Raw genomic sequence first — 22,059 nt, 5'->3', positions numbered from 1 at the left:
TCCCCGACGGGAGCTCTGATCGTGGCGTCCACCCGCGTCGACAGCTGGATCTGGGCAGTACGCCTCACCAAGACCCGATCGGCAGCCGGTGCCGCCTGCCGCGGCGGTCATGTGCGCGTCAACGATGTCACCGCCAAACCCGCCCAGCAGGTCACCGTCGGCGACCGCGTGCAGGTGCGCCTGGCCGGGCGTGAACGCATCGTCGAGGTCACCAAGCTGATCAGCAAGCGGGTGTCGGCGCCGGCGGCGGCCGAGTGCTACATCGACCACAGCCCGCCACCGCCGCCGCGCGAGATCCTGGCCAGCCAACCGCGACGGGATCGCGGAGCGGGTCGTCCCACCAAACGAGAGCGGCGTGATCTCGACAAATTCCGCGGTGGCGCAGGCTTTCTCGGGCTGACCGCGGTACTCGCGGTGCTCCTCGTCCTCCTGGGTGCGTGTTCGTCGGACTCCGACGACTCCTCCGCGCCGACCCGCAACACCCCGCAGGCCCCGGGGCCGGCCGGCGGTGGACCGTACTTCGGGGAGTGTGGGGGCGTCACCACCGACGAGGTCGGCAAGATCACCAACTTCGGCGGCCTGTCCCTCGTCGTCGACAATCCGTCTGTGTGCGAATGGAGTTCGGGCCCCAGTCGCACCGGCGCGGTGGCCTCGTTCAACTGGTACCGGGGCTCGCCCATCGGCCGTGAGCGGGCCACCGAGCAACTCTCCCGGGAATCGACCAAGGACATCGACATCAACGGGCACAAGGGTTTCATCGCCTCCGACCCGGGCATCTGTGAGATCGGAATCCAGTTCGGCGCGGACTTCTTCGAATGGTCGGTCAGTTCCGGAACCGGCGTCGCCGGCACCACCCCGACCGACCCCGACGCGATCTGCACCGCCGCACGTCAACTGTCGACGATGTCGATCGAGCGTGCGAAATGAGGCGCCGCAACCGACTTCGCGCCGTGCTGGTCTTGCTGATCGTGACGGTGGTGGCCGTCGTCGCCGCCGGATGCTCCCGATCGGTGGACGGAACGCCGTTGTCGGTGCAGCAGGCCAACTCCCAGGGCGGAGACCAGTCCGGCAATGTCGACACCGATCAATACGATCAGCTCACCCTCGAATGCCAGATCCTGCGCACCGACCAAATCGCCAAGGCGGTCGGCGGTACGGGCGCCGAGGCCATCTTCTTCGGGGCGAACTGCCGGTGGTACGTCGACGGCCCGGTGGCGGCGTATGTGACCTTCAACTGGTTCGAATGGGGCACCGTCAACGTCGAGAAGGACACCGCGAAGAAGCTCGGCTACACCACCAACAACGTCAAGGTCGCCAGTCAGGCCGCCTTCACCTCGACCGATCCGCGCCGCCCCGCGGTCTGCGGGGTGACCACGCGGGCGCCGAGTCGGGGAATCTACTCGTTCTGGGTCGAGCCGGTGGGCGGCTCGGCCGCTGCGGACCCGTGCGCCGCGCCGACGAAACTGATGGAACTGGTGCTCAGCGGCGGTCAGTGAACGCTGCGCGCGTCACCGACACCGTTGCTGCGACCCGTAATTCGTCCGGGCTGTCGTCGTCTGCGGGCACCATCATCCACACCAGTAGCTGGTTGGGTTCGCGTATGCGGCGCAGTGTGATCGGCGTGCCCGGCACGATCGGGCGCAGATATTCGATGACCACCCGGTGCGGACCGTCGATGAGATCGGGGTGCTCGCCGAGCTCGTCCTCGATCGCCTCGAGGTAGGCGGCGTTGTTGAGGTGCTTGAACGGATCGAAATCCGTGCTGCGCAACACATGTGGACGGTCGGGCACATCGAGCATCTCCGCGGCGGGCGCGGTCTCGGGATTCATCGACTTCCACCGCAGGCGGTGTTCGTCGGTCATCGACGAGAGCATCTCGAAGGCATTGTCCGACAGTCGTGACGGCATCCCGAGATCGTTGACGTTGATCCAGAACGCCTCGGTCTCGATGAGACCGGCCGGGCGGGGATCGGGATTGAAGCGATTCGTCTCGTGGTCGGCGGTCAGACGCACCCGCATGTTGGTCCACCGGGTGGACAGGGCACCGCACCAGCGCTGCGCGGTGATCGACGCGGGCCAGGAGAACGGGACGATGACATCGATGATGGTGCGACGCACGATCCAGAACGGATCGGTGTCGCCGAAGTCGGTGGCCTCGATGTTGTCGTTGGCGACGTCCTGTAGGTACCGCGCGACGGCGTCGAGCCGTACCCGCATCTGTTGGTCCACGTCGCCGGTGCGGACCCGATACCCGGCCTCGAAGTACCGCGCTCCGGTCTTACGATCGGGGAGTGGGGTCGTCGTGGCGGGATCGCCTGGGACCTGTCCGGATGCGTCGGGCCGGGCGGCTGTGCTCACTCGAAGTCCTCGTGTCTCGTCCGCTGTGTCAGAGTTAAGATACAGTGAACCGCTAAACTAGAACACGTTCTAGATGGAGAGAAGCAGGGAAACCCCAGATGGCGCATGTGATCACTCGACCGTGTTGCAACGACGCTTCGTGCGTGGCCGTGTGTCCGGTGAACTGCATCCACCCGACGCCGGACGAGCCCGAGTTCTTCACCGCCGAGATGCTGTTCATCGATCCGGAGACCTGCATCGACTGCGGCGCCTGCATTGACGAGTGCCCCGTCGAGGCCATCATTCCCGACGATCAGCTCGAGGAGAAGGACGAGCCCTACCTGCAGATCAACGCCGACTACTACAACGACCACGACGTCGAGGGCGGTCTCGTGCCGCCGAAGAAGGCGCCGCAACTCCCGGACGGACCGCTGCACGTCGCGATCGTCGGCGCCGGGCCCGCCGCGTTCTACGCCGCCGAGGACCTCGTCCGTCGACCCCAGATCGCGGTCGACATGTTCGACCGGCTGCCCACGCCCTACGGCCTGGTGCGCGCGGGGGTGGCCCCCGACCACGCCGCCACCAAGGGCGTCGAATCGGGCTTCGCCTCGACCGCGGCCAAGAAGAACTTCACCTATCACCTCGACGTCGAGGTCGGCAAACACATCAGCCACGACGAACTCGCCCAGCGCTACCACGCGGTCATCTACGCCGTCGGTGCACCGACCGATCGGCGTCTGGGCATCGACGGCGAGGACCTGCCGAACTCCTTGCCCGCCACCGAGTTCGTCGCCTGGTACAACGGTCACCCCGACTACGCGGATCTGTCCGTGGACCTCTCGGCGCAGCGCGCGGTGGTCGTCGGCAACGGCAACGTGGCGCTCGACGTCGCGCGCATCCTCGTCACCGACCCCGACGACCTGGCCCGCACCGACATCGCCGACCACGCGCTCGCGGCCCTACGGGACTCGCAGATCACCGAGGTGGTGTTGCTCGGACGGCGTGGCGTCGCCCAGGCCGCCTACACCAACAGCGAATTCCTCGCGCTCGGCGACGTCGACGGGGTCGACGTCATCGTCGATCCCGAGGAGCTGGTCCTCGACTCGGCCACGCAGGAGGCGCTCGACGACGGGACGCTCGATTCGACGATCGCCACCAAGATCCGGCTGGCCCGCGAGTTCTCCGAGCGTCCGACAACCGCGGGCAACCGTCGCATCGTCTTCCGGTTCATGGCGTCACCGCTGTCGATCAACGGTTCCGGTGACGAGGCAACCGGCGGCGTGCAGTCGGTGACCTGCGTGCGCAACGTGTACGCCGACGCCACCGGTGCCAGCGTGGCCATCACCCCCACCGAGGACCACTTCGACATCGACGCCGGACTGGTGCTGCGGGCGATCGGGTACCGCGGCGTACCGATCACCGACCTGCCCTTCGACGAGGGCCACGGCGTCGTCCCCAACACCGCGGGCCGGGTGACCGCGGGCGTCGACGGCGAGGTGATCCCCGGCCTCTACGTCGCCGGGTGGATCAAGCGCGGGGCGACGGGAGGGATCGGCCGCAACCGCCTGTGCGGTCAGGAGACGGCCGAGTCGGTCATCGCCGACTTCGTTGCCGGCACCCTGCCCGAGCCGACGGCGTCGCGGGACGACGTCGCCGACCTGGTCGCCGACCGCGGAGCGCATCGCATCGACCTGGCCGGGTGGAAACGCATCGACCTGGCCGAACGCGGTGCCGGCAAGACCGCGGGCCGCCGACGTGTGAAGCTTGTCGATATCCGTGAATTGGAAAAAGCCGCCGAGGCCGAACCGGCCTGAGGTCCTGGTGCCCGCCGACCGGTGGGTGCCTCGCCGGCAATCGGGTCACACGAGAAGAACGGGGTACACGACGTGCGCGTCGCACTGCTCTCCTACCGGAGCAAACCGCATTGCGGGGGACAAGGGGTTTACGTCCGGCATCTGAGCCGCGAACTCGCGTTACTCGGACATGAGGTCGAGATCTTCTCCGGCCAGCCGTATCCCGACCTCGACCAGGCCGCGCTCGACGCCGGTGTGCGTCTGACCGAGGTGCCCAGCCTCGGCCTGTACGACGAACCCGACCCGTTTCGCACGCCGCGGCCCGGGGAGTACCGGGACTGGATCGACGCACTCGAGGTGGGGGCGATGTGGACGGCCAGTTTCGGTGAGCCACTGACCTTCAGCCTCCGGGTGGCCCGGCTGCTCGCCGACCGCCGCGACGACTTCGACATCGTGCACGACAACCAGTGCCTCGGCTACGGCCTGCTGCAGATCCAGAAGGCCGGATTCCCGCTGATCGCCACGATCCATCACCCCATCACCCGCGACCGCACGCTCGCGGTCAAGGCCGCCAAGGGGTGGCGCAAGATCACCGCGTGGCGCTGGCATTCCTTCCTGCGCATGCAGGGGCGGGTGTCGCGGCGCATCCCGGAGCTGTTGACCGTCTCGCGCAGCAGCGAGGTCGACATCCGCAAGGCCTTCGACATCCCGTCGGGTCGCATCACCACCATCCCGCTCGGCGTCGACACCGATGTCTTCCGGCCGGCCGGGCAGCGAATCCCGGGCCGCGTGGTGTCCATCGCGAGCGCCGACGCCCCGCTCAAGGGAGTGTCGTATCTGCTCGAGGCCATCGCCAAACTCGCCGCCGAACGTGACGTGACGCTGACGCTGGTGTCGAAACTCGACCCCGAGGGGCCATCGGCGAAGCTCATCGAGGACCTCGCGATCGGCGACCGGGTCGAGGTCGTCTCCGGGCTGACCGACGAGGAGATGGCGCAGTTGCTCGCCTCGGCCGAGGTCGCTTGTGTGCCCTCGCTCTACGAGGGCTTCTCGCTGCCCGCGGTCGAGGCCATGAGCTGCGGCACCCCGCTGGTGGCCACCCGTGCCGGCGCCATCCCGGAGGTCGTCGGCACCGACGGCAGCGCGGCCCGCCTGGTGCCGCCCCGGGATTCGGGCAAGCTGGCCCAGGAGATCGGGCGGCTGCTCGACGACGCCGACCTCCGCGCCGCGATGGGCGCCGCGGGGCGCGCCCGCGTCGAGGAACGCTACAGCTGGGCGGCGGTGGCCGCGAAGACCGCAGAGCACTATCAGACGGTGCTTGACAGAACGGGGCTCGAGAGATCAGGGCTCGACAGAACAGGGCTGGACCGGGTGAACACAGAGGAGACGAGTGCGTGCTGACAGTTGATTTCGACCGGCTGGGTGTGGGTCCGCAGACCAAGGCGATCGACATCGGGGCCGGGCAGGGCAGGCATTCGTTCGAGATGTTCCGACGCGGCGCCGACGTGATCGCCTTCGATCAGTCCGAGTCCGACATGGCCGATGTGGCCGAGATGTTCGACGCGATGATGGCCGAGGGGCACGTACCCGCCGAGGCCAAGGCCCGCGCCGAGGTCGGCGACGCGCTCCGACTTCCCTACGCCGACAACAGCTTCGACGTGGTGTTGATGTCGGAGATCCTCGAGCACATCCCGACCGACGAAGGCGCCATCGCCGAGATGGTGCGGGTGCTGCGGCCCGGTGGCGTCGCGGCGGTGACCGTGCCGCGGTACTGGCCGGAAAAGGTGTGCTGGGCGCTGTCGGACGCGTACCACGAGGTCGAGGGCGGTCACGTTCGCATCTACAAGGCCTCCGAACTGGCCGGCAAGCTCGAGGCCGCAGGCCTCGAGGTCACCGGCACCGACCACGCCCACGCCCTGCACGCGCCGTACTGGTGGCTCAAGTGCGCGGTCGGCGTCGAGAACAATGACAACCTGCTGGTCAAGGGCTACCACCAACTGTTGGTGTGGGACATGATGACCAAGCCGTGGCTGACGCGGGTCGGCGAGCAGGTGTTGAACCCGGTCATCGGCAAGTCGGTCGCCCTGTATCTGCGCAAGCCGGAATGAGTCGGGCCACACCGGCGATCGCCGGTGTGCTGACGGCCGAGCAGGTCACCGCGACCGGGGCGGCCATCGTCGGCATGCAGGAGGACTCCGGTGCACTGCCGTGGTTCCCCGGCGGACAGACCGACCCCTGGGATCACATCGAGTCGGCGATGGCGTTGAGCGTCACCGGCTTCCTGGCCGAGGCCGAGGCGGCCTACGACTGGTCACGGCGTCATCAACGGCCCGACGGGTCGTGGCCGATCCGGACGGTGCGCGGGACGGTGACCGACCACGGTATCGATTCCAACTTCTGCGCCTACATCGCAGTCGGCGTCTGGCATCACTACATGATCACCGGCGACACCGCGTTCCTCGATCGGATGTGGCCGACGGTGTGGTCGGCGATCGACCTCGTCTGTCGCTTCCAGCGGCCCGACGGCGCCTTCCGGTGGGGCGGTGACCACCGCACGCACGCGATGTTCGACGAAGCCCTCGTCACCGGCAACGCGAGCATCCACCACGCCCTCGACTGCGCGATCCGGATCGCCGCGGAGATCGACCAGCCCGACGACGAGTGGGTGCGTGCGTTCGAGGCGCTCGGGGAGGCATTCCGCGAGCGGATCGAGGTCTTCGAGGACCCGTCGGAGCATTCGATGGATTGGTACTACCCGGTGCTCGGTGGTGCGCTGCGTGGACGAGCCGGCCAAGAACTCATCGCTCGGCGGTGGGACGAGTTCGTGGTGCCCGGCAAGGGTGTGCGCTGCGTCGACCACCGGCCGTGGGTGACCGGGGCCGAGACCTCGGAGCTGGCTCTGGCCCTCGACGCACTCGGTGACACCGCCGACGCCGTCGAACTGATCGCCTCGATCCAGCACCTGCGCGATCCCGACGGCTCGTACTGGACCGGCCTGGTCTTCGCCGACGGGAAACGCTGGCCGGTGGAGAAGAGCTGCTGGACCTCGGCGGCCGTGGTCCTCGCCGCCGACGCGGTCAGCCGGGCGTCGGCGGCCAACGGGATCTTCCGCGACGTCGGCAGCTGGATGGCCGCTCGTCGCTGAGGCGGTTCGCCCACGAGGGGGTTGGCCCAGAGGCGTTTGGCCGGAGGGGTCCGCCCTGAGCGGACTGCCGCCTTCTCTCGAATGCGCTCTCGCCGCCGCCCCACGTCGGCGACGAGAGCGCATCCCCCGACACTCGACCCGGTGGTCGTGACACCGACCGGGGAGTGACCTCAGTCAAATCGACCGCGCTGGGTCCATGCCACCGGTGGACCGGATTTTCGCCGAAAACCGCTGGTAAAGTCATCGCACGAGTTTTCCGGACCGGAAAACCGGAACCGGATGGGCGGATGTGACCAAACTCTGATTTGTCGTCGGGCTGCCTGGTTCGTAGATTCGCAGGGAACCCGAGACCGGGGGAGGGGGAAGCACCAATGACGACGCGTCTGTCGGACGCATCCGCGGTCGACGGCCCCGGACGCTTCGGTTCCCAACTGCACGCGTTGTTCACCGCGGCCGGATCGCCGACACTGGCCGCGACCATCGCGGGCGCTGCCCGCATCGCCCCCGGGCGTGGTGAGGTGTCGGTGCAGCGCCTCTCGGACTGGCGTCGCGGACGTCACCTCCCGGCCCGGTTCGAGACTCTCGAACCCCTCCTCGCGTGGCTCATCCTGCAAGCGCAGTCGCGGGGTGCCGACACACCGTCGCTGAGTGACTGGCGACGCTGGTGGTCGGCGGCCAATGGCACCAGCACCCGTGACGCGGGTCCGTCGAAGCGTCGCACCGCCGAGCCGATCCCGACGCTCGCCTGCCCGTACCCCGGCCTCGGGGTGATGACCGCCGACGACCGCGACGTCTTCTTCGGCCGCGACCGGGTCCTCGACGAACTCGCGGCACTCATCGGTGCCGCCGACCGCGACCGTGAGCTCTCGCCGGCGATGGTGCTCGTCACCGGCGTCTCGGGGGCGGGCAAGTCGTCGTTGCTACGCGCGGGACTCGCCCGGCTCGCCGAACGTCCGGAGAACCGCTGGGAAGTGCGTGCGCGACCGGCCGTCGCGCTGCTCGACGACGCCGATGGGCAGGGTGCCGAGGGCGCGGGAGGCGACGAGCCCGCCGAACAACCCGACGTCGAACAATCCGACGTCGAACAACCTGGCACCGAGGAATCCGGTATCGAGGAATCCAGCACCGACAAGTCCGGTACCGATCAACCCGGCGCCGACCCCGACACCGGACTCGATGATCACGCCGCCGCGCCGACACTGACCGTGCAGGTGGTCGACCAGCTCGAGCAGGTGCTCGTCGGGCAGTCGCGTCGCGCCCCGCGCGTGCAGCAGCTGATGGAGGCGTTGGGCGGGCTCGCATCGGAGCCGGGAACCGTGGTCGTGGTCGGGGCCCGCGCCGACATGTACGAGATGGCGTCCACGCTCGAGCCGGTCGCCTCGGCGTGGCAACACCGGTCGATCGTGGTGCCGCCGATGACCGACACCGAACTCGAAGAGGTCATCGCCGCGCCCGCACGGGTGTCGGGAATCCGCGTCGACAAGGGCCTCGCCCCGACCATCCTGTCCGATCTGCGCGGCCTGACCGGGCGGCGCGGCCCGGTCGAGGACCGCGCCGGGCAGCTCCCGCTGGTGGCCCACGTGCTGTCGGTGATGTGGGCGACCCGCGCGGGCGCCACGCTCACGGTCAGCGGCTATCACGCGGCGGGTGGGGTCTCCTCGGCCATCGCCGAATCCGCCGAGGCCATGTGGCTGGCCCTGACACCGGCCCACCGCGTCACCGCACAGCGGCTGCTGCTGTCGCTGATCCACATCTCCGACGGGGTGACCGCGCGCCGGCCGCGTCGGTTCGCCGACCTCGTCGCCCTCGGTGACGATCGCGCGGGTACGGTCGCGGTGATCGAGGCGCTGTCGGAGTCACGCCTGGTCACCGTCTCCGACCAGCAGGTCCAGATCATCCACGACGTCGTGCTCAGTGCCTGGCCGCGGCTGAGCGAACTGATCGAACGCACCCGTGACAGCGCTCCGGTTCTCGAGCGCGTCACCTCCGATGCCACCGAGTGGGACCGTCAGGGCCGCGACACGTCGTTGCTCTACAACTCGACGCGCTACGCGTGGGCCGCGCAGGTGGCCGACGACCCGGTGCTCGGCTCGGTGGCTCGCGACTTCCTCGACGCCGGCCGCCACCACATCGACACCCAACGCCGCCGGCGGCGATGGGCGATCGCTGCGGTCTCGCTGCTCGCGGTGATCTCGGTGGTCGCCGCGGGGGTGGCCATCTTCTCCAACGTTGCGCTGGCCCGCGAGAGCGACAACGCGCGGTTCTCGGCGCTGCTGTCGTCGGCGGGGCGGCTGGCCCAGACCGATCCGGGCCTCGCCGCCCAACTCGCGGTGGGCGCGTGGCGCATCCACCCCGACAACCCGCTGGCGCGGATGCGGGTGCTGCAGACCCAACAGCTGCCGCTGCCGATCTCGGCGCGACAGGGCCATCAGGGGTCGGTGTACGACCTCGGCCTGACCTCCGGCGGCGCCGGTGGCACCGGTGCGGGAGGCAGATTGCTGGCGACGGCCAGTTACGACCGCTCGGTGCGCCTGTGGCGGGCCGACAACCCGCGCGACATCGTGGCGGCCGGTCCGGCCCTGCGCGGGTACGGCTCCTTCGTCACCTCGGTCGATTTGCGGCCCGGCTCGCCGACCCTGGCCTCGGCCGACGGCGAGGGCAAGATCGCCGTGTGGGACATCGCCGACGTCACCCACCCCGTGCGGACCCAGACGTTGCAGTCGCCGTACGGTACCGGGACGTCGTACATCCTGCGCTACGACCGCACCGGCCGGGTGCTCGCGACCACCCATGACAACGGGGTCGTCACCTTGTGGGACACCACCGCACCCGGCGGGTATCGCGCGGTGTCGGCGATCCGTGATCACACCGGTCCGGTCCGCACGGTTGCGCTGTCGCCGACCCGACCGGTGCTCGTCGCCGGTTCCGACGACGGCACCATCAGCCTCTCCGACATCGCCGATCCGGCTGCGCCGGTGCATCTCTCGGATCTGCGGGACGGTATCGACAGCGGGTGGCATTCGGTGGCGATCTCACCCGACGGCACGCTGCTGGCGGCCGGCCGGGACGACGGGACGGTCGCGGTGTGGAACATCGCCGATCCTCGCTCGCCGATCGCGTTGGGCCGCGTTCGGGCGCACGGCGCGGCGATCTGGTCGGTCGGATTCTCCGCGGATGGTCGGTCGTTGATCTCGGCCGGTCTCGACGGGTTCGCGCGCCGCTGGGACGTCGGCACCGACGGGACATCGGCGTCGGCCGATCTGCTCACCGAACTAGGTGTGCCGATGCGAACCTCCGGTGGCGCGTTCTTCACCGCCCGCGAGATCGCGCCACAGGTGATCCTCACCGCCGGAGGCGCCGGGACGATCCAGGCCTGGGACATCCCGGCCTCACCCCAGCCCGCGCACTCGTTGCCCATCACCCAGACCTCGGTGAGCCCGGACGGAACGACCTTGGCCACCAGCGCCGCCGACCAGACGATCGCGTTGTGGAACCTGCCGCGCGGGCGGGCGCCGACGGAGCTGTCCCGCATCTCCGCGCAACCGCGACCCAGTGGTGGGTACGTAACCGCGTTCAACCGGACGGGCACCATCCTCGCCAGCGCGTTCACCGGCGGTGGTGAGGTGGATCTCTACGACATCTCCGATCGCCGGGCGCCGCGTCGTCTGGTGACGCTTCCGGTGCAGACCCGGCACACCTTCCCGCTGGCCTTCGATCCGACGAGGGATCTGCTGGTCACCGGCAGCAGCGACAACTCGATCCAGCTGTGGGACGTCGCCGACCCGCATGCGCCACGGATGCTCGGACAGCCGTTCGCCACGGCGGACGGCTTCATCGAGGACGTCCAATTCGGCCCCGACGGTGGTGATCTCGTCGTCGCCGATGCCGCACATCGCATCACCCGGTGGGACATCGACGACCCACAGAATCCTCATCTGGCACAACAGATGACCTCGCACACGAGTGCGGTCAATGCGGCGGTGTTCAGCCCCGACGGACGGTTCATCTACGGCGGCGCCGACGACCAGACCATCTCGGTGACCGCGGTCGGTTCCGAAACGGCTGCGCGCGTGCGTGTTCCGGCCGGGGTTCGGGTGACGTCGCTGTCGGTCTCGGCCGACGGCACAACCCTGGTGGTCGGCGCCGACCTGAGCGTGCAGCTCTGGGACATCTCGAAACCCGATGCGCCGAAACCGATTGCACGCGACGAGTCGATCACCGCCGAGTCCGCGTACGTCCGCGAGCCGATGATCGCTCCCAATGACGTCATCTATGCCGGTGGCCGTTCCGATCTGCAGTGGTGGACGATCGATGCCGGAGCCGTCGCGAGCCGCGTCTGCGCGGCCGACAATCACATCGATCGCGGCACGTGGGACGAATTCGCCGAGGGCGTCGGGTACCCCGACATCTGCCCCGGCTGAGGCATGACGAGAACCCGGACAAAACGAGAACTTGTTCTAGACAGGTGTCCAGGCCTGTGTCTAAGGTGAGGGCATGGATTTCGGGATCGTTCAGTTCACCAGCGACCGCGGCCTGACGCCGCAGGTCCTGGCCCCGCTCATCGAAGAGGCCGGGTTCGCGTCGTATTTCGTCCCCGAGCACGGGCACATCCCGACCCGCCGCGATACGGCCCATCCACGGACCGGTGATTCCTCGCTGCCCGACGATCGCTACATGCGCACCCTCGACCCCTGGACGACGCTGGCCGCGGCCGCTGCGGTCACCGAGCGGATTCGGCTCGCCACGGCGGTCGCGCTACCCGTGCAGTCCGATCCGATCACTCTCGCCAAGACCCTGGCCACCCTCGATCACCTGTCCGGCGGACGGCTGACGCTCGGTGTCGGATTCGGTTGGAACCTCGACGAATTGGCCGATCACAAGGTGCCGCCGAAGCTGCGGCGGACGATGTTGCGCGAGTATCTCGAGGCCATGCGCGCGCTCTGGACCGACGAGGAGGCCGAATACCACGGTGACTTCGTCGATTTCGGGCCCAGCTGGGCATGGCCCAAGCCGCAGGCGCACATCCCCACGCTCGTCGGCGCCGCGGGCAACGAGAAGAACTTCCGATGGATCGCCCGCAGCGCCGACGGCTGGATCACCACGCCGGGCGAAGAAGACATCGAGGGCTCGGTGGGCCTGCTGCACCGGATCTGGTCCGACGCCGGCCGTGACGGCGTACCGCAGGTCGTCGTCCTCGACTTCAAGCCGGTCGCCGAGAAGCTGGAGAAATGGCGCCAGATCGGGGTCACCCAGGTCCTGTACGGCCTCCCTGACGACTCGGTGGAACGCGCCCGAGGGTATCTCGCCAAACTAGCCGGCAAGCTCGGTCTCGCCCCTGCGGTGGTGTAACCCCTCCCACGCCGACAGCGCCTTTGAGCGCGCCGGCTACGGCGCGGCCGCGAGCCCCGGAATGACGAAGCGCTCCACCTGTCGTCGCACCGAGGTCGGGTCGTCGGCGTCGACGGTGGTGCCGGGAACGGTGCCGAGGCTGATGAGAATCCGGGCCACCCACTCCGATACCTCGACGGCGTCGTGGTCGGGGTGCACTTCTCCGTTCTCGATCGCGGCGTCGACGAATGGTCTCCAGAACAGTGCGAGGTCGGGGACGAGGGCGCTGACGCCCACGCCCGCGCACGCGGCGAATTCCTCCGGCTCTTCCGTGCGCAGCCGCAGCAGTAACGTCCCGGGGTCGTCGTAGGCGCCGCGGCCGATCCGGACGCCTGCCACGAGTTGCTCGGTGAAGTCGCCCAGTGTTTCGAGTTCGACGCGCGCGTCGCTCCAGAACGAATCGGTGAGCCGCACGATCGTCGCCCCGACCATCGACTGCTTGTCGGGGAAGTGTCGGTAGAGCCAGGCCCGCGACACCCCGGCGACGTCGGCGACCTGCTGCATTGTCGTGGCCCGAATGCCCTTGTCGGCGAGCAACTTCTCGGCCGCATCGAGCAGGCGGTCGGCGACGCTCGTGGCCGGGGCGGGTGTCATGGTCACCAACTCTAACAACCGGGCTGGACAGTTTCGCGAAAGTGTTTACTCCGAGCCCCTTCGTGCGGTAGACAGATTCAGAGATCTGTCAACTATCCAAAGGGGCTCCCATGCGTGATCTCCCGCGTACCGCCATCATCGGCGCCGGAATCAGTGGCCTGACATCGGGAAAGATGCTCACCGACTACGGCGTCCCGTACACCTGTTTCGAGAGTTCCGATCGGGTCGGCGGGAACTGGGCGTTCGGCAATCCCAATGGGCACTCGAGCGCCTATCGGTCGCTGCACATCGACACGTCCAAACATCAGCTGTCGTTCCGGGATTTCCCGATGCCGTCGGAATACCCGGATTTCCCGCACCACACCCAGATCAAGCAGTACCTCGACGACTACACCGACGCCTTCGGGCTGCGCGAGAACATCGAGTTCGGCAATGGGGTGACCCACGCCCGCCGACTCGACGGCGGCGGGTGGGAGTTGTCGACGCAGCGCGGCGAGACGCGCCGCGTCGACCTGCTGGTCGTGGCCAACGGGCATCACTGGGATCCGCGGTGGCCGAATTTCCCGGGCGAATTCGCCGGTGACGAGATCCACTCCCATTCCTATATCGACCCGCGTACCCCGCTGGACTTCGCCGGCAAACGAATCCTGGTGGTGGGCTTGGGCAACAGTGCCGCCGACATCGCCGTCGAGCTGTCGTCCAAGGCGCTCGACACCACGGTCACCATCTCGACCCGGTCGAGTGCCTGGATCGTCCCCAAGTACTTCGCGGGCAAACCGGCCGACAAGTACTACCACACCTCGCCTTACATTCCGTTCTCGTGGCAGCGCAAGTTCACCCAGATCATGCAGCCGATGACCGCCGGGCGCCCCGAGGATTACGGCCTACCGACCCCGAATCACAAGTTCTTCGAAGCACATCCGACGCAGTCGGTCGAGCTGCCGCTGCGGCTCGGCTCCGGTGACGTCACCGCCAAGGGCAACATCGAGCGACTCGACGGCCACACCGTGCACTTCGTCGACGGCACGAGTGCCGATTTCGACGTGATCATCTACGCCACCGGATACAACATCACCTTCCCGTTCTTCGACCCCGATGTGATCAGCGCCCCCGACAACCACATCGACCTGTACAAACGGATCTTCTATCCGGGCATCGACGACGTCGTGTTCGCCGGCTTCGCCCAGTCCACGCCGACGCTGTTTCCGTTCGTGGAATGTCAGGCCCGGGTGATCGGTGCCTATGCGGTCGGGCAGTACCGCCCGCCGTCGGTGCCGCAGATGCGTGAGACCATCGCCTCCGACCAGCAATACTTCACCGGGCACATGCTGCACACGGCAAGGCACACACAGCAACTCGACCACTATCTCTACGAACACAGCATCCGTACCAAAGAACTGCCCGCCGGGCGTGCGCGTGCCGCCGAGCAGGGGCCCGTCCGCTGGGCGGGCGTCGACGCCGCGCCGCTGCAGGAGGCACGATGACCACCGCCGACACCGACCGTCGCACCGTGCATTTCGAGTCCGTACGATTCGATTCTGACGGAACCGGTTGCGACGCCTGGTTCTTCGCACCGACCGGCACCGCATTCGCCACCGAAGCAGGAGTGCCGGTGGTGGTGATGGCCCACGGATTCTGCGGCACCAAGGATTCCGGGCTCGAGCCGTTCGCGCGACGCCTGGCCGACGCCGGTCTGGCGGTGTTCGCGTTCGACTACCGGAACTTCGGACTCTCCGATGGTGAACCGCGCCAACGGGTCTCGATGTCCGGTCAGGCCGCCGACTACCATGCCGCCATCGACGCCGCCGGCCGTCAGCCCGGTGTGGACGCCTCCCGGATCGTCCTGTGGGGGCTGTCGCAATCCGGCGGGCACGTGTTGATCGTGGCAGCCGAACGTGCGCGGACGGGGCGCGACGACGTGGCCGCCGTCATCTCGGCGGTGCCGATGGTCAGCGGGCTTGCGGCCGGTGTTCACCATTACCCGCAGGTGGGTGCGGTCTCGATGTTGCGATCCACGGCCGTCGGCATCGGAAGTGCGTTGGGCGCCAGACTCGGGCGCGACCCGGTGATGATGCCGGTCGTCGGCAAGCCCGGTGACAAGGCCGCGCTGACCAGCGACGGTTACCTGGAGAGTTACCTCGCGATCGCCGGCCCCAGCTGGCGCAACGAGGTCGACGCGTCGATCGGCTTGGAGCTCGGCTCATTTCGCGCCGACAAGGCCGCGCCCGATGTGGCCGCGCCGGTCCTCATGCAGATCGCCGACCTCGATCGGGGAGCGCCGCCCCACGCGGCGGCCAAGGCCGGTTTCGCCGCACGCGCCGAGGTCCGGCATTACCCGTGTGACCACTTCGGGATCTTCGCCGAGGTTCAGGATTCGTGGTTCGAGCCGGTCGTGTCCCATCAGATCTTTTTTCTCACACGCCATCTCGCCACCTCGGCGGTGACCGGGTGAGCACGGCAATGGTGATCGGCGGCGCGTCGGGTATCGGAAAGGCCACCGCGCGAAGGCTGCACGAGGACGGCCATCGCGTCGTCGTCGCCGACGTCAATGCCGATGCCGCGTCCGCAACTGCCGCCGAACTGGGCGGTACCGCGACCGCGGTGCACCTCGATGTCACCGACGAGGCTTCTGTCGCTGCAGGATTCGACGGACTCGACGACCTCACGATCGTCGTCAACTGCGCAGGGCTGTCGATGCCCGGAGCGCTCACCGAACTGGAGTTGTCGGCGTGGCAGACGACCGTCGATGTCTGCCTGACCGGCACCTTCCTCGTGCTCAAGTATGCGGGACGCCATGTCGCCCAGGGTGGTTCGATCGTTTGCGTGGCCTCGCTGAACGGCCGGCAACCCGGTGCCGGGATGGGGTCGTACTGTGCGGCGAAGGCCGGGGTGCTGATGCTCGTCGAGGTGGCCGCTCTCGAACTCGCCGAACGAGGGGTTCGCGTCAACGCCGTCTCGCCCGGACTCGTCGACACCCCGCTGACCGCCGGTATCGCCTTCGTCCCCGGGCTGACCGAGGAGTACCTGGAGAACACGCCGTTGGGTCGGGCGGGTACTCCCGAGGACATCGCCGCGACGATTGCGTTCCTCACCTCCCCGGCGTCGGGGTGGATGACCGGTGCCGCAATCGATCTCAACGGCGGCGCGCACCTGCAGCGCTATCCGGACGTGTTGGGTAAGGTGCGGGCACTCGCAGGCGGGTAGGTCCGGTGTTCGGCGAGGGTCAACCCCGCGGCAACGGGGCCCCGACCTCGCCGGAGTCGCGTCGCAGGACGCGCAACGAACCCTCCGCGCGGACCTCGGTGAACTGTCCGGTCTCCAAGGCCTGGCAGTAGATCTCGTAGGGGGGACGGCCGCCGTCGGCGGGATCGGGGAACACGTCGTGGATCAGCAGCGCGCCACCGATGCGCACCCACGGTGCCCACCCGTCGAGGTCGTTCTGCGCGGCCTCCATCGAATGGCCGCCGTCGATGAACACGAAGTCGGCGGGTTTGCCCCAGGCCCGGGCCGCGACGGTCGACGGTGCGAGCATTCCGATCACGGTCTGCTCGAGGCCGGCGTCGAACATTGTGCGCCGAAAGCGGGCCGAGGTGTCCAGCGTGCCCGAATGCGGATCGACGAGAGACTCGTCGTGGTACTCCCAGCCGGGCTGGTGTTCCTCGGAGCCGCGGTGGTGATCGACGGTGACGATCACCGCCCCTGCCGCCTCGGCCGCCGAGCCGAGGAATACCGTCGACTTGCCGCAATAGGTGCCGATCTCCACGCCGACCTTTGTCGAATCCGGTTGTGTCAGATACTCACCGGCGATCTCGAACAGGGTTTGCGCCTCGTCGAGCGGCATGAAGCCCGGCGCGTCGTCGGCGACCTGACGACGTTCGGGTGAGGGAGCGGAGAGCGGCTGCGATGCCGGCGAGGCGGTCATGAAAACCGATCCTAGGGCATCTCTGCGGTTACCGACCGAGCGATTGTTCTCCCCGGCGTAGGGTGGACAACCATGAAAGCTCAGGTGCTCACCGCAGAGTCCGGACCGTCCGCCCTCGAACTGACCGACGTCCCCGATCCGACGCCCGCCGAGGGCCAGGTCCTCGTCGACATCAAGTCGTGCGGGATCTGTTTCCCCGACCTGCTGATGAGTCAGGGAAAGTACCAGCTCCGCATGCCGACGCCGTTCACGCCCGGCACCGAGGTCGCAGGCGTGGTGCGCCAGGCTCCCGAGGGGTCCTCGGTGAAGGTGGGCGACAAGGTTCTCGTCGCGTCCATCGTCGGCGGCTTCGCCGAACAGCTGACCGCCTCGCCCGAGCAGCTGCTGCCCCTGCCCGAGGGGCTGACCTTCGATCAGGGCGCCGCGCTCGGCATCAACTATCAGACCGCGCTGTTCGCGCTGAAGTTGCGCGCACAGACCGCGCCCGGTGAGGTCGTCGGGGTGCTCGGCGCTGCGGGTGGCGTCGGGACCGCGTCGATCATGGTGGCCAAGGCGATGGGCGCCAAGGTCATCGCGATCGTGCACCGCAAGGGTGCCGAGGAATTGCTGCGCAGCGCAGGCGCCGACGAGGTCATCCAGCTCGAAGAGGGCTGGGGAGCCGAACTGAAGAAGATCGCGCCCGAGGGTGTCGACGTGATGATCGACCCGTCCGGCGGCGAGGTGTTCGACGAGGCGCTGCGCCAGGTCGCCCCCGACGGTCGGTACGTGGTCATCGGCTTCGCGGCCGGCGGCATCCCGACCGTCAAGCTGAACCGCGTGCTGTTCCGCAACATCGCCGTCGTCGGCGCTGCCTGGGGTGAGTACGTGCGCACCCACCCCGGTGTGCCGGAACTGTTGCACGACGAGCTGACCGAGATGATCGCCGCGGGGCTGAGTCCGCAGGTCAACACCACCTACACCCTTGATCAGCTACCGACCGCATTGACCGATCTCGCCGAGGGGCGGATCCTGGGGAAAGCCGTCGTCCACATCGCCGATTGAGAGGTCACCTCATGTGCCGCAACATCACCGAACTGCGCGGACTCGAACCCGCGGCGACCGAGGAAGAAATCGAGGCAGCCGCACGCCAATACGTTCGCAAGGTGAGCGGCATCCGTCATCCGTCGGCAGCCAACGCCGAGGTGTTCGAGGCGGCGGTCATCGCGGTGACCGCCGCCACGCGCACCCTGCTCGGTGAGCTCCCGGAGCGTCGCCAGCCGCCGAAAACCGTACCGCCGCTGCGGCGTCCGGAGGTCCGGGCGCGGATCGCGGCGCGGGGGTAGGGCTGCGGCGGGCATGCTCATATGGCGCTTCTGCATCCCGGCCATCGATCTGGGGAAATAGCCGGCTGCTACTGCACGCCGAACAACTCCGCCGCATTCCGATAGAGGACCCCGCGTACCCAGTCGTCGCCCAGATCCAGCCGCACGATCGCGTCGAGGGCGTGGGTGTAGGTGTAGGGGATGTTCGGGAAGTCGCTGCCGAACAGGATCTTTGGTCCCAGGTCGGCCAGCCGGGGTCGTAGCTCGGGTGGGTACGGCGCGTCGGCCTCGGAGAAGTCGGTAAACGACATCGTGGTGTCGAGTCGCACATTCTCGAATCGTTCGGCGAGGCCGAGGAATTGCTCGTATTCCGGTGTGCCCATGTGGGCGACGATGAGCGGCAACGACGGGAATCGCTTGAGGAGCCGGGCGATGGGATCGGGCCCGGTGTAGGTGCCCGGTGCCGGCCCGGAGCCGCAGTGGATGATCACCGGGACCTGCGCGTCGGCGATCTGCGACCACACACCGTCGAGCAGCGGATCCAGTGGTGAAAAGGCGCCGACCTGGATGTGGCACTTGAAGACCCGGGTGCCCGCGGCGATGGCCTTCGAGACGTAGGCGGTCGCCGGCTCCTCGGGGTAGAAGGTTGCGGTGTGAAGACAGTCGGGGTGGTGGGCGGCGAAGTCGGCGGCCCATCCGTTGAGCCACTCAGCCATGTTCGGCTTGTGTGGATACACGAGTGACGAATACGCGCGAATACCGAAAGCCTGCAACGCAGCCACCCGGACGTCCTCGTCGGCTCGGTAGGTGATCGGCCATTCGCGTCCGACGAGCGGCCCGGCTGAGTCGAAATACGCCCACACCTTGTCCATCACCGACCGCGGCATGAAGTGGGTGTGGACGTCGATCAAACCCGGCAGTCCCAACGTGCCCCAGATCGAGCGGACCCGTTGTGCCTCAGCCTCGCTGAACGGTGTCGGCGCGGACGGATCTTGCTCGGGAACGACGCTGTTCATGCATCGACGGTACCGCGCGTGACGTTACGGGTCACGGAGAGTCGATCACCGTGCGTTCCCCATCGAGATGACCGCGGTTCGCAATGTCAGTCCTGCGTGTGAGCGGGGGAGTGGTCCTTGGACGCGCGCGGCATGCGCCCGGTCCAGTCGCGGGGAACGATGAACACGCCCTCGGCCTCGACGGTGACCCCGTCGGTGTCGGCGAGGGTGCCCCGGACGGTCTTCTTGCGGCCGTCGCGACCGACGATCGACGCGCGTGCGGTCAGCGGTCCCAGTGGCGTCGGGCGCAAATAGCGCAGCGAGATCGTCCCGGTGTAACACGGCACGTTGTCGACGCTGGCGGCCTCGCCGAGTACCTGATCGAGGATCATCGCGGCCACTCCGCCGTGCACATGACCACCGGGTCCCTCATAGGCGGCACCGAGGGTGAACTCGGCGGACACCTCGTGCCCGTCGTGGCGGGTCCGCAACGGAGGCGCGATGGCGTTGCGCACGCCGACAACCGAATTGCCCCACGGCATTCCGACGAAATCCGGCGTGTAGCGAACGCCGTACGGACCGTCGATCTGCTCGGCGCGCAGGGTGTCGACGATGGCGTCGATCCGCTCGCGCGCCGCGGCCACCACGTCGTCGGGGACCTCGGTGCGAATCACCGCATCGATGAGCTGGCGCACGGAGTCCGTCAGCGGTTCATAGATCGCGCGGCGACGGGCGATCTCGTCGTCGGAGATGTCCTCGAGGGTGAACTGCATGCGGCGACTCCCGGGTCGTGCCGGCCCTGGTGAACCGCGGACCGAAACCAGACTAGAACGTGTTCTAATCTAGCGGAAGGCGTCGGCGTCGGCCACCAGATCGATGCGGGCATCGGCGATCACTTCGGCGCGATCATCCGGGCGGACAAAGCCGGCCTCGATCGCTGTGTCGGCCGCCTCGGTGTAACGCTTGAGGTAGGTGTCCTGGTCAGGGTAGAGATCGGCGATGACCGTCGGCGGCAGGGGCGTCGTGACGCCGAACAGCACACAAATGCGGGGCACGTCGTCCTCGACCACGCCACTGAGGATCTGGGTCGGTACGTCCACGCACGGAGTGCGCACGCCGTCGCGCGCATTGCCCACCTGGTCGAGTTCGAACCGGTGGCCGTCCCCGGCGTCGACGACCAGCAGCGGGTCCGCGACCGGGGGCTCCGACTCCTCGTCGACCCACGACCGCAAATGGTGCAACGCCGAACGCAGCACAAAGCGCTGCTGACCGCGGTTCACCGGCGCCGGACAACCGAGCATCGATTCGTACTCGCCGATCTGAGCGAAATCGGCATGCGACGTCCCGGCCATCTCCCATACGCGCAGCAGTGACGAATCCGGTTGTCGGGCTTGCACATACTGAAAGTTGGTGAGAACGTCGGTCTCGGTTTGCACGACGAAGACCGGAACGGTCAGATCGGTGGATATTCGCACGGGCAACCCGCGATAGGCCTCGGTGATGTCGGCGGGACCGCCGGCCTCGCCGAGCGGTAGCGCTCCGAGCGATCGGCTGTGAATCAGAATCCCGTGAAAGACGTTGTGCAGGTCGACGAAATGATTCGCGTAGGTAGTCAGTGCCATGGCCGATTGGGATTCGCCCGCGGCCAGTAGTCGGCGCACGGTGAGCCCGGCCAGCGGATGGCCTTCGGTATGGTTCGCGGCGAGTGCGCCACCGATGGCGCCGAAGATGTCGTAGCTGTAGCCGTCACCCGGGTGGCGCAGTGACCCGTATCGATCGGTGTCCTTGTCGGCGAGACGCGTGGGCGTGTCACCGTCGTCCATTCCGACAGATCCGGCACCGCCCTCGATGCCGGTGTACTGCGCCGAAACCCCCACCCAGGCACACCCCGATCGGACGATCTCCGGCGCGAGGTACGTGTACTCGGGTGCGGCGTCGGTTCCGCTGGACACGTTGAACCACTCGACGACGACGTATCCGTTGAAATCGGAGTCATTCTCGGGGCGCCGCACCAGGATTCGGGTGGTGAACTCGGCGGAGTCGGCTTCGGCAATGTCTCCGGACGAGGTGCTCTCGAATCGGCGGGCTCGTCCGACAGCAGCATATTCGCGCTCGTCATATCGGTGGGCTGTCAGGTTCGGACCGGGGCTGGCGCTGAGGATGTTGTGACCTTTTCCGCCGGTCAGTTCGATGAAGGTCACTCGTGACGACATCTTTCGACCTTAACCCTCGTCCCCCGTTCGACGTGGTCTTCCTGATGTTTGACGTCGACGTCCTCGAGACGTCTTCCCCTGATGGTCGAGCAACTCGCCCTGCCCGATAGCCGGAACCTTCCCCCGACGCCCCAGGCACCGGGCCTTCCCGCCCGATGCCCCAGGCACCGGGCCTTCCCGCCCGATGCCCCAGGCACCGGGCCTTCCCCCGACGCCCCAGGCGCCGGGCCTTCCCGCCCGATGGTCGCACCCCCCCGACAATCGAAGACCTTTCCTCCCGATGGTCGAGGTGCGAGCCGCGTGCGGCGAGCCTCGAGACCCGGCGAGACAACCAGCCTCCCAACCACATCCACCAACCACAGCGAAACCCG

General features: G+C 67.9%; 19 protein-coding genes. 13 read left to right on the top strand and 6 right to left on the bottom strand.

Annotated features, from left to right (window positions below):
* The first annotated feature begins 21 nt into the window (after nt 1-21).
* Nucleotides 22-927 (top strand): DUF3558 family protein, encoded by a 906-nt coding sequence (locus tag AC5ZH6_RS20050; protein ID WP_006367778.1) that lies wholly within the window; start codon nt 22-24, stop codon nt 925-927.
* Nucleotides 924-1,496 (top strand): DUF3558 domain-containing protein, encoded by a 573-nt coding sequence (locus AC5ZH6_RS20045; protein ID WP_020170368.1) that lies wholly within the window; start codon nt 924-926, stop codon nt 1,494-1,496. The genes AC5ZH6_RS20050 and AC5ZH6_RS20045 overlap by 4 nt, the downstream gene beginning before the upstream one ends.
* Here the strand turns inward: AC5ZH6_RS20045 and AC5ZH6_RS20040 are convergent.
* A complete protein-coding gene (locus AC5ZH6_RS20040) occupies nt 1,480-2,358 on the bottom strand; it encodes an acyl-[acyl-carrier-protein] thioesterase (RefSeq protein ID WP_006367780.1) in 879 nt (292 codons plus the stop codon). The two genes, AC5ZH6_RS20045 and AC5ZH6_RS20040, sit on opposite strands and share 17 nt — an antisense overlap.
* 98 nt (nt 2,359-2,456) lie before the next feature.
* On the opposite strand from AC5ZH6_RS20040, the gene AC5ZH6_RS20035 reads away from it, so the two are divergent.
* The 6 genes from AC5ZH6_RS20035 to AC5ZH6_RS20010 all read left to right on the top strand — a co-directional run bounded on the left by AC5ZH6_RS20035 (nt 2,457) and on the right by AC5ZH6_RS20010 (nt 12,624).
* Nucleotides 2,457-4,151: an FAD-dependent oxidoreductase gene (locus AC5ZH6_RS20035; protein WP_020170369.1), complete on the top strand. Its 1,695-nt coding sequence runs from the start codon at nt 2,457-2,459 to the stop codon at nt 4,149-4,151.
* Nucleotides 4,152-4,223: 72 nt separating this feature from the next.
* Nucleotides 4,224-5,531: a glycosyltransferase family 4 protein gene (locus AC5ZH6_RS20030; RefSeq protein ID WP_006367782.1), complete on the top strand. Its 1,308-nt coding sequence runs from the start codon at nt 4,224-4,226 to the stop codon at nt 5,529-5,531.
* Nucleotides 5,525-6,238, top strand: a complete 714-nt coding sequence (locus AC5ZH6_RS20025; protein WP_006367783.1) for a class I SAM-dependent methyltransferase — start codon at nt 5,525-5,527, stop codon at nt 6,236-6,238. The genes AC5ZH6_RS20030 and AC5ZH6_RS20025 overlap by 7 nt, the downstream gene beginning before the upstream one ends.
* On the top strand, nt 6,235-7,275 hold the full coding sequence (locus AC5ZH6_RS20020; protein WP_006367784.1) for a hypothetical protein: 1,041 nt from the start codon (nt 6,235-6,237) through the stop codon (nt 7,273-7,275). Before AC5ZH6_RS20025 ends, AC5ZH6_RS20020 begins: the two co-directional genes overlap by 4 nt.
* 371 nt (nt 7,276-7,646) lie before the next feature.
* Entirely contained in the window at nt 7,647-11,696 is a 4,050-nt protein-coding gene (locus tag AC5ZH6_RS20015; RefSeq protein ID WP_006367785.1) for an NACHT and WD repeat domain-containing protein, read from the top strand.
* 73 nt (nt 11,697-11,769) lie between these two features.
* Nucleotides 11,770-12,624, top strand: a complete 855-nt coding sequence (locus tag AC5ZH6_RS20010; RefSeq protein WP_006367786.1) for an LLM class F420-dependent oxidoreductase — start codon at nt 11,770-11,772, stop codon at nt 12,622-12,624.
* A gap of 36 nt (nt 12,625-12,660) precedes the next feature.
* On the opposite strand, the gene AC5ZH6_RS20005 is transcribed toward AC5ZH6_RS20010, so the two are convergent.
* Complete coding sequence (locus tag AC5ZH6_RS20005) at nt 12,661-13,257, bottom strand: TetR/AcrR family transcriptional regulator (protein ID WP_006367787.1); 597 nt, start codon at nt 13,255-13,257, stop codon at nt 12,661-12,663.
* 110 nt (nt 13,258-13,367) lie between these two features.
* Between AC5ZH6_RS20005 and AC5ZH6_RS20000 the strand changes: the two genes are divergently transcribed.
* From AC5ZH6_RS20000 to AC5ZH6_RS19990, 3 genes are read left to right on the top strand one after another with little or no spacing between them, the layout of a single operon-like run.
* Complete coding sequence (locus AC5ZH6_RS20000; RefSeq protein WP_006367788.1) at nt 13,368-14,741, top strand: flavin-containing monooxygenase; 1,374 nt, start codon at nt 13,368-13,370, stop codon at nt 14,739-14,741.
* A complete protein-coding gene (locus AC5ZH6_RS19995; RefSeq protein ID WP_006367789.1) occupies nt 14,738-15,709 on the top strand; it encodes an alpha/beta hydrolase in 972 nt (323 codons plus the stop codon). Before AC5ZH6_RS20000 ends, AC5ZH6_RS19995 begins: the two co-directional genes overlap by 4 nt.
* Before the next feature lie 8 nt (nt 15,710-15,717).
* Nucleotides 15,718-16,461: an SDR family NAD(P)-dependent oxidoreductase gene (locus AC5ZH6_RS19990; RefSeq protein WP_006367790.1), complete on the top strand. Its 744-nt coding sequence runs from the start codon at nt 15,718-15,720 to the stop codon at nt 16,459-16,461.
* Between the two features lie 19 nt (nt 16,462-16,480).
* Here the strand turns inward: AC5ZH6_RS19990 and AC5ZH6_RS19985 are convergent, their stop codons facing one another.
* Nucleotides 16,481-17,179 (bottom strand): class I SAM-dependent methyltransferase, encoded by a 699-nt coding sequence (locus AC5ZH6_RS19985; RefSeq protein WP_006367791.1) that lies wholly within the window; start codon nt 17,177-17,179, stop codon nt 16,481-16,483.
* A gap of 72 nt (nt 17,180-17,251) precedes the next feature.
* Between AC5ZH6_RS19985 and AC5ZH6_RS19980 the strand changes: the two genes are divergently transcribed.
* Entirely contained in the window at nt 17,252-18,220 is a 969-nt protein-coding gene (locus AC5ZH6_RS19980; protein ID WP_006367792.1) for an NADPH:quinone oxidoreductase family protein, read from the top strand.
* Between the two features lie 11 nt (nt 18,221-18,231).
* On the top strand, nt 18,232-18,501 hold the full coding sequence (locus AC5ZH6_RS19975; RefSeq protein ID WP_006367793.1) for a DUF2277 family protein: 270 nt from the start codon (nt 18,232-18,234) through the stop codon (nt 18,499-18,501).
* 68 nt (nt 18,502-18,569) lie between these two features.
* Here AC5ZH6_RS19975 and AC5ZH6_RS19970 read toward each other — a convergent pair whose 3' ends face one another.
* The 3 genes from AC5ZH6_RS19970 to AC5ZH6_RS19960 all read right to left on the bottom strand — a co-directional run bounded on the left by AC5ZH6_RS19970 (nt 18,570) and on the right by AC5ZH6_RS19960 (nt 21,688).
* On the bottom strand, nt 18,570-19,496 hold the full coding sequence (locus AC5ZH6_RS19970) for an amidohydrolase family protein (RefSeq protein ID WP_006367794.1): 927 nt from the start codon (nt 19,494-19,496) through the stop codon (nt 18,570-18,572).
* Nucleotides 19,497-19,582: 86 nt separating this feature from the next.
* Nucleotides 19,583-20,248 carry a PaaI family thioesterase gene (locus tag AC5ZH6_RS19965; protein WP_006367795.1) on the bottom strand — a complete coding sequence of 222 codons (666 nt, stop codon included), beginning with the start codon at nt 20,246-20,248 and terminating at the stop codon, nt 19,583-19,585.
* A gap of 69 nt (nt 20,249-20,317) precedes the next feature.
* The gene (locus tag AC5ZH6_RS19960; protein ID WP_006367796.1) at nt 20,318-21,688 is read right to left on the bottom strand and encodes an alpha/beta hydrolase domain-containing protein; all 1,371 of its coding nucleotides are present in this window, start codon (nt 21,686-21,688) and stop codon (nt 20,318-20,320) included.
* Nucleotides 21,689-22,059 lie beyond the last annotated feature (371 nt).

It is taken from the genome of Gordonia sp. YC-XJ4 (genome assembly GCF_059511865.1).
Note: the sequence above shows the minus strand (reverse complement) of the source record. Positions and strands in the feature narration are given on the sequence as shown.

Bases quoted from the DNA above. Each gene is read 5' to 3' on its own strand.
- AC5ZH6_RS19960 (WP_006367796.1), bottom strand. From the start codon at position 21,688: ATGTCGTCACGAGTGACCTTCATCGAACTGACCGGCGGAAAAGGTCAC.
- AC5ZH6_RS20035 (WP_020170369.1), top strand. From the start codon at position 2,457: ATGGCGCATGTGATCACTCGACCGTGTTGCAACGACGCTTCGTGCGTG.
- AC5ZH6_RS20045 (WP_020170368.1), top strand. From the start codon at position 924: ATGAGGCGCCGCAACCGACTTCGCGCCGTGCTGGTCTTGCTGATCGTG.
- AC5ZH6_RS19980 (WP_006367792.1), top strand. From the start codon at position 17,252: ATGAAAGCTCAGGTGCTCACCGCAGAGTCCGGACCGTCCGCCCTCGAA.
- AC5ZH6_RS19965 (WP_006367795.1), bottom strand. From the start codon at position 20,248: ATGCAGTTCACCCTCGAGGACATCTCCGACGACGAGATCGCCCGTCGC.
- AC5ZH6_RS19970 (WP_006367794.1), bottom strand. From the start codon at position 19,496: ATGAACAGCGTCGTTCCCGAGCAAGATCCGTCCGCGCCGACACCGTTC.
- AC5ZH6_RS19975 (WP_006367793.1), top strand. From the start codon at position 18,232: ATGTGCCGCAACATCACCGAACTGCGCGGACTCGAACCCGCGGCGACC.
- AC5ZH6_RS20015 (WP_006367785.1), top strand. From the start codon at position 7,647: ATGACGACGCGTCTGTCGGACGCATCCGCGGTCGACGGCCCCGGACGC.
- AC5ZH6_RS20000 (WP_006367788.1), top strand. From the start codon at position 13,368: ATGCGTGATCTCCCGCGTACCGCCATCATCGGCGCCGGAATCAGTGGC.
- AC5ZH6_RS19985 (WP_006367791.1), bottom strand. From the start codon at position 17,179: ATGACCGCCTCGCCGGCATCGCAGCCGCTCTCCGCTCCCTCACCCGAA.
- AC5ZH6_RS20010 (WP_006367786.1), top strand. From the start codon at position 11,770: ATGGATTTCGGGATCGTTCAGTTCACCAGCGACCGCGGCCTGACGCCG.
- AC5ZH6_RS20005 (WP_006367787.1), bottom strand. From the start codon at position 13,257: ATGACACCCGCCCCGGCCACGAGCGTCGCCGACCGCCTGCTCGATGCG.
- AC5ZH6_RS19995 (WP_006367789.1), top strand. From the start codon at position 14,738: ATGACCACCGCCGACACCGACCGTCGCACCGTGCATTTCGAGTCCGTA.
- AC5ZH6_RS19990 (WP_006367790.1), top strand. From the start codon at position 15,718: ATGGTGATCGGCGGCGCGTCGGGTATCGGAAAGGCCACCGCGCGAAGG.
- AC5ZH6_RS20020 (WP_006367784.1), top strand. From the start codon at position 6,235: ATGAGTCGGGCCACACCGGCGATCGCCGGTGTGCTGACGGCCGAGCAG.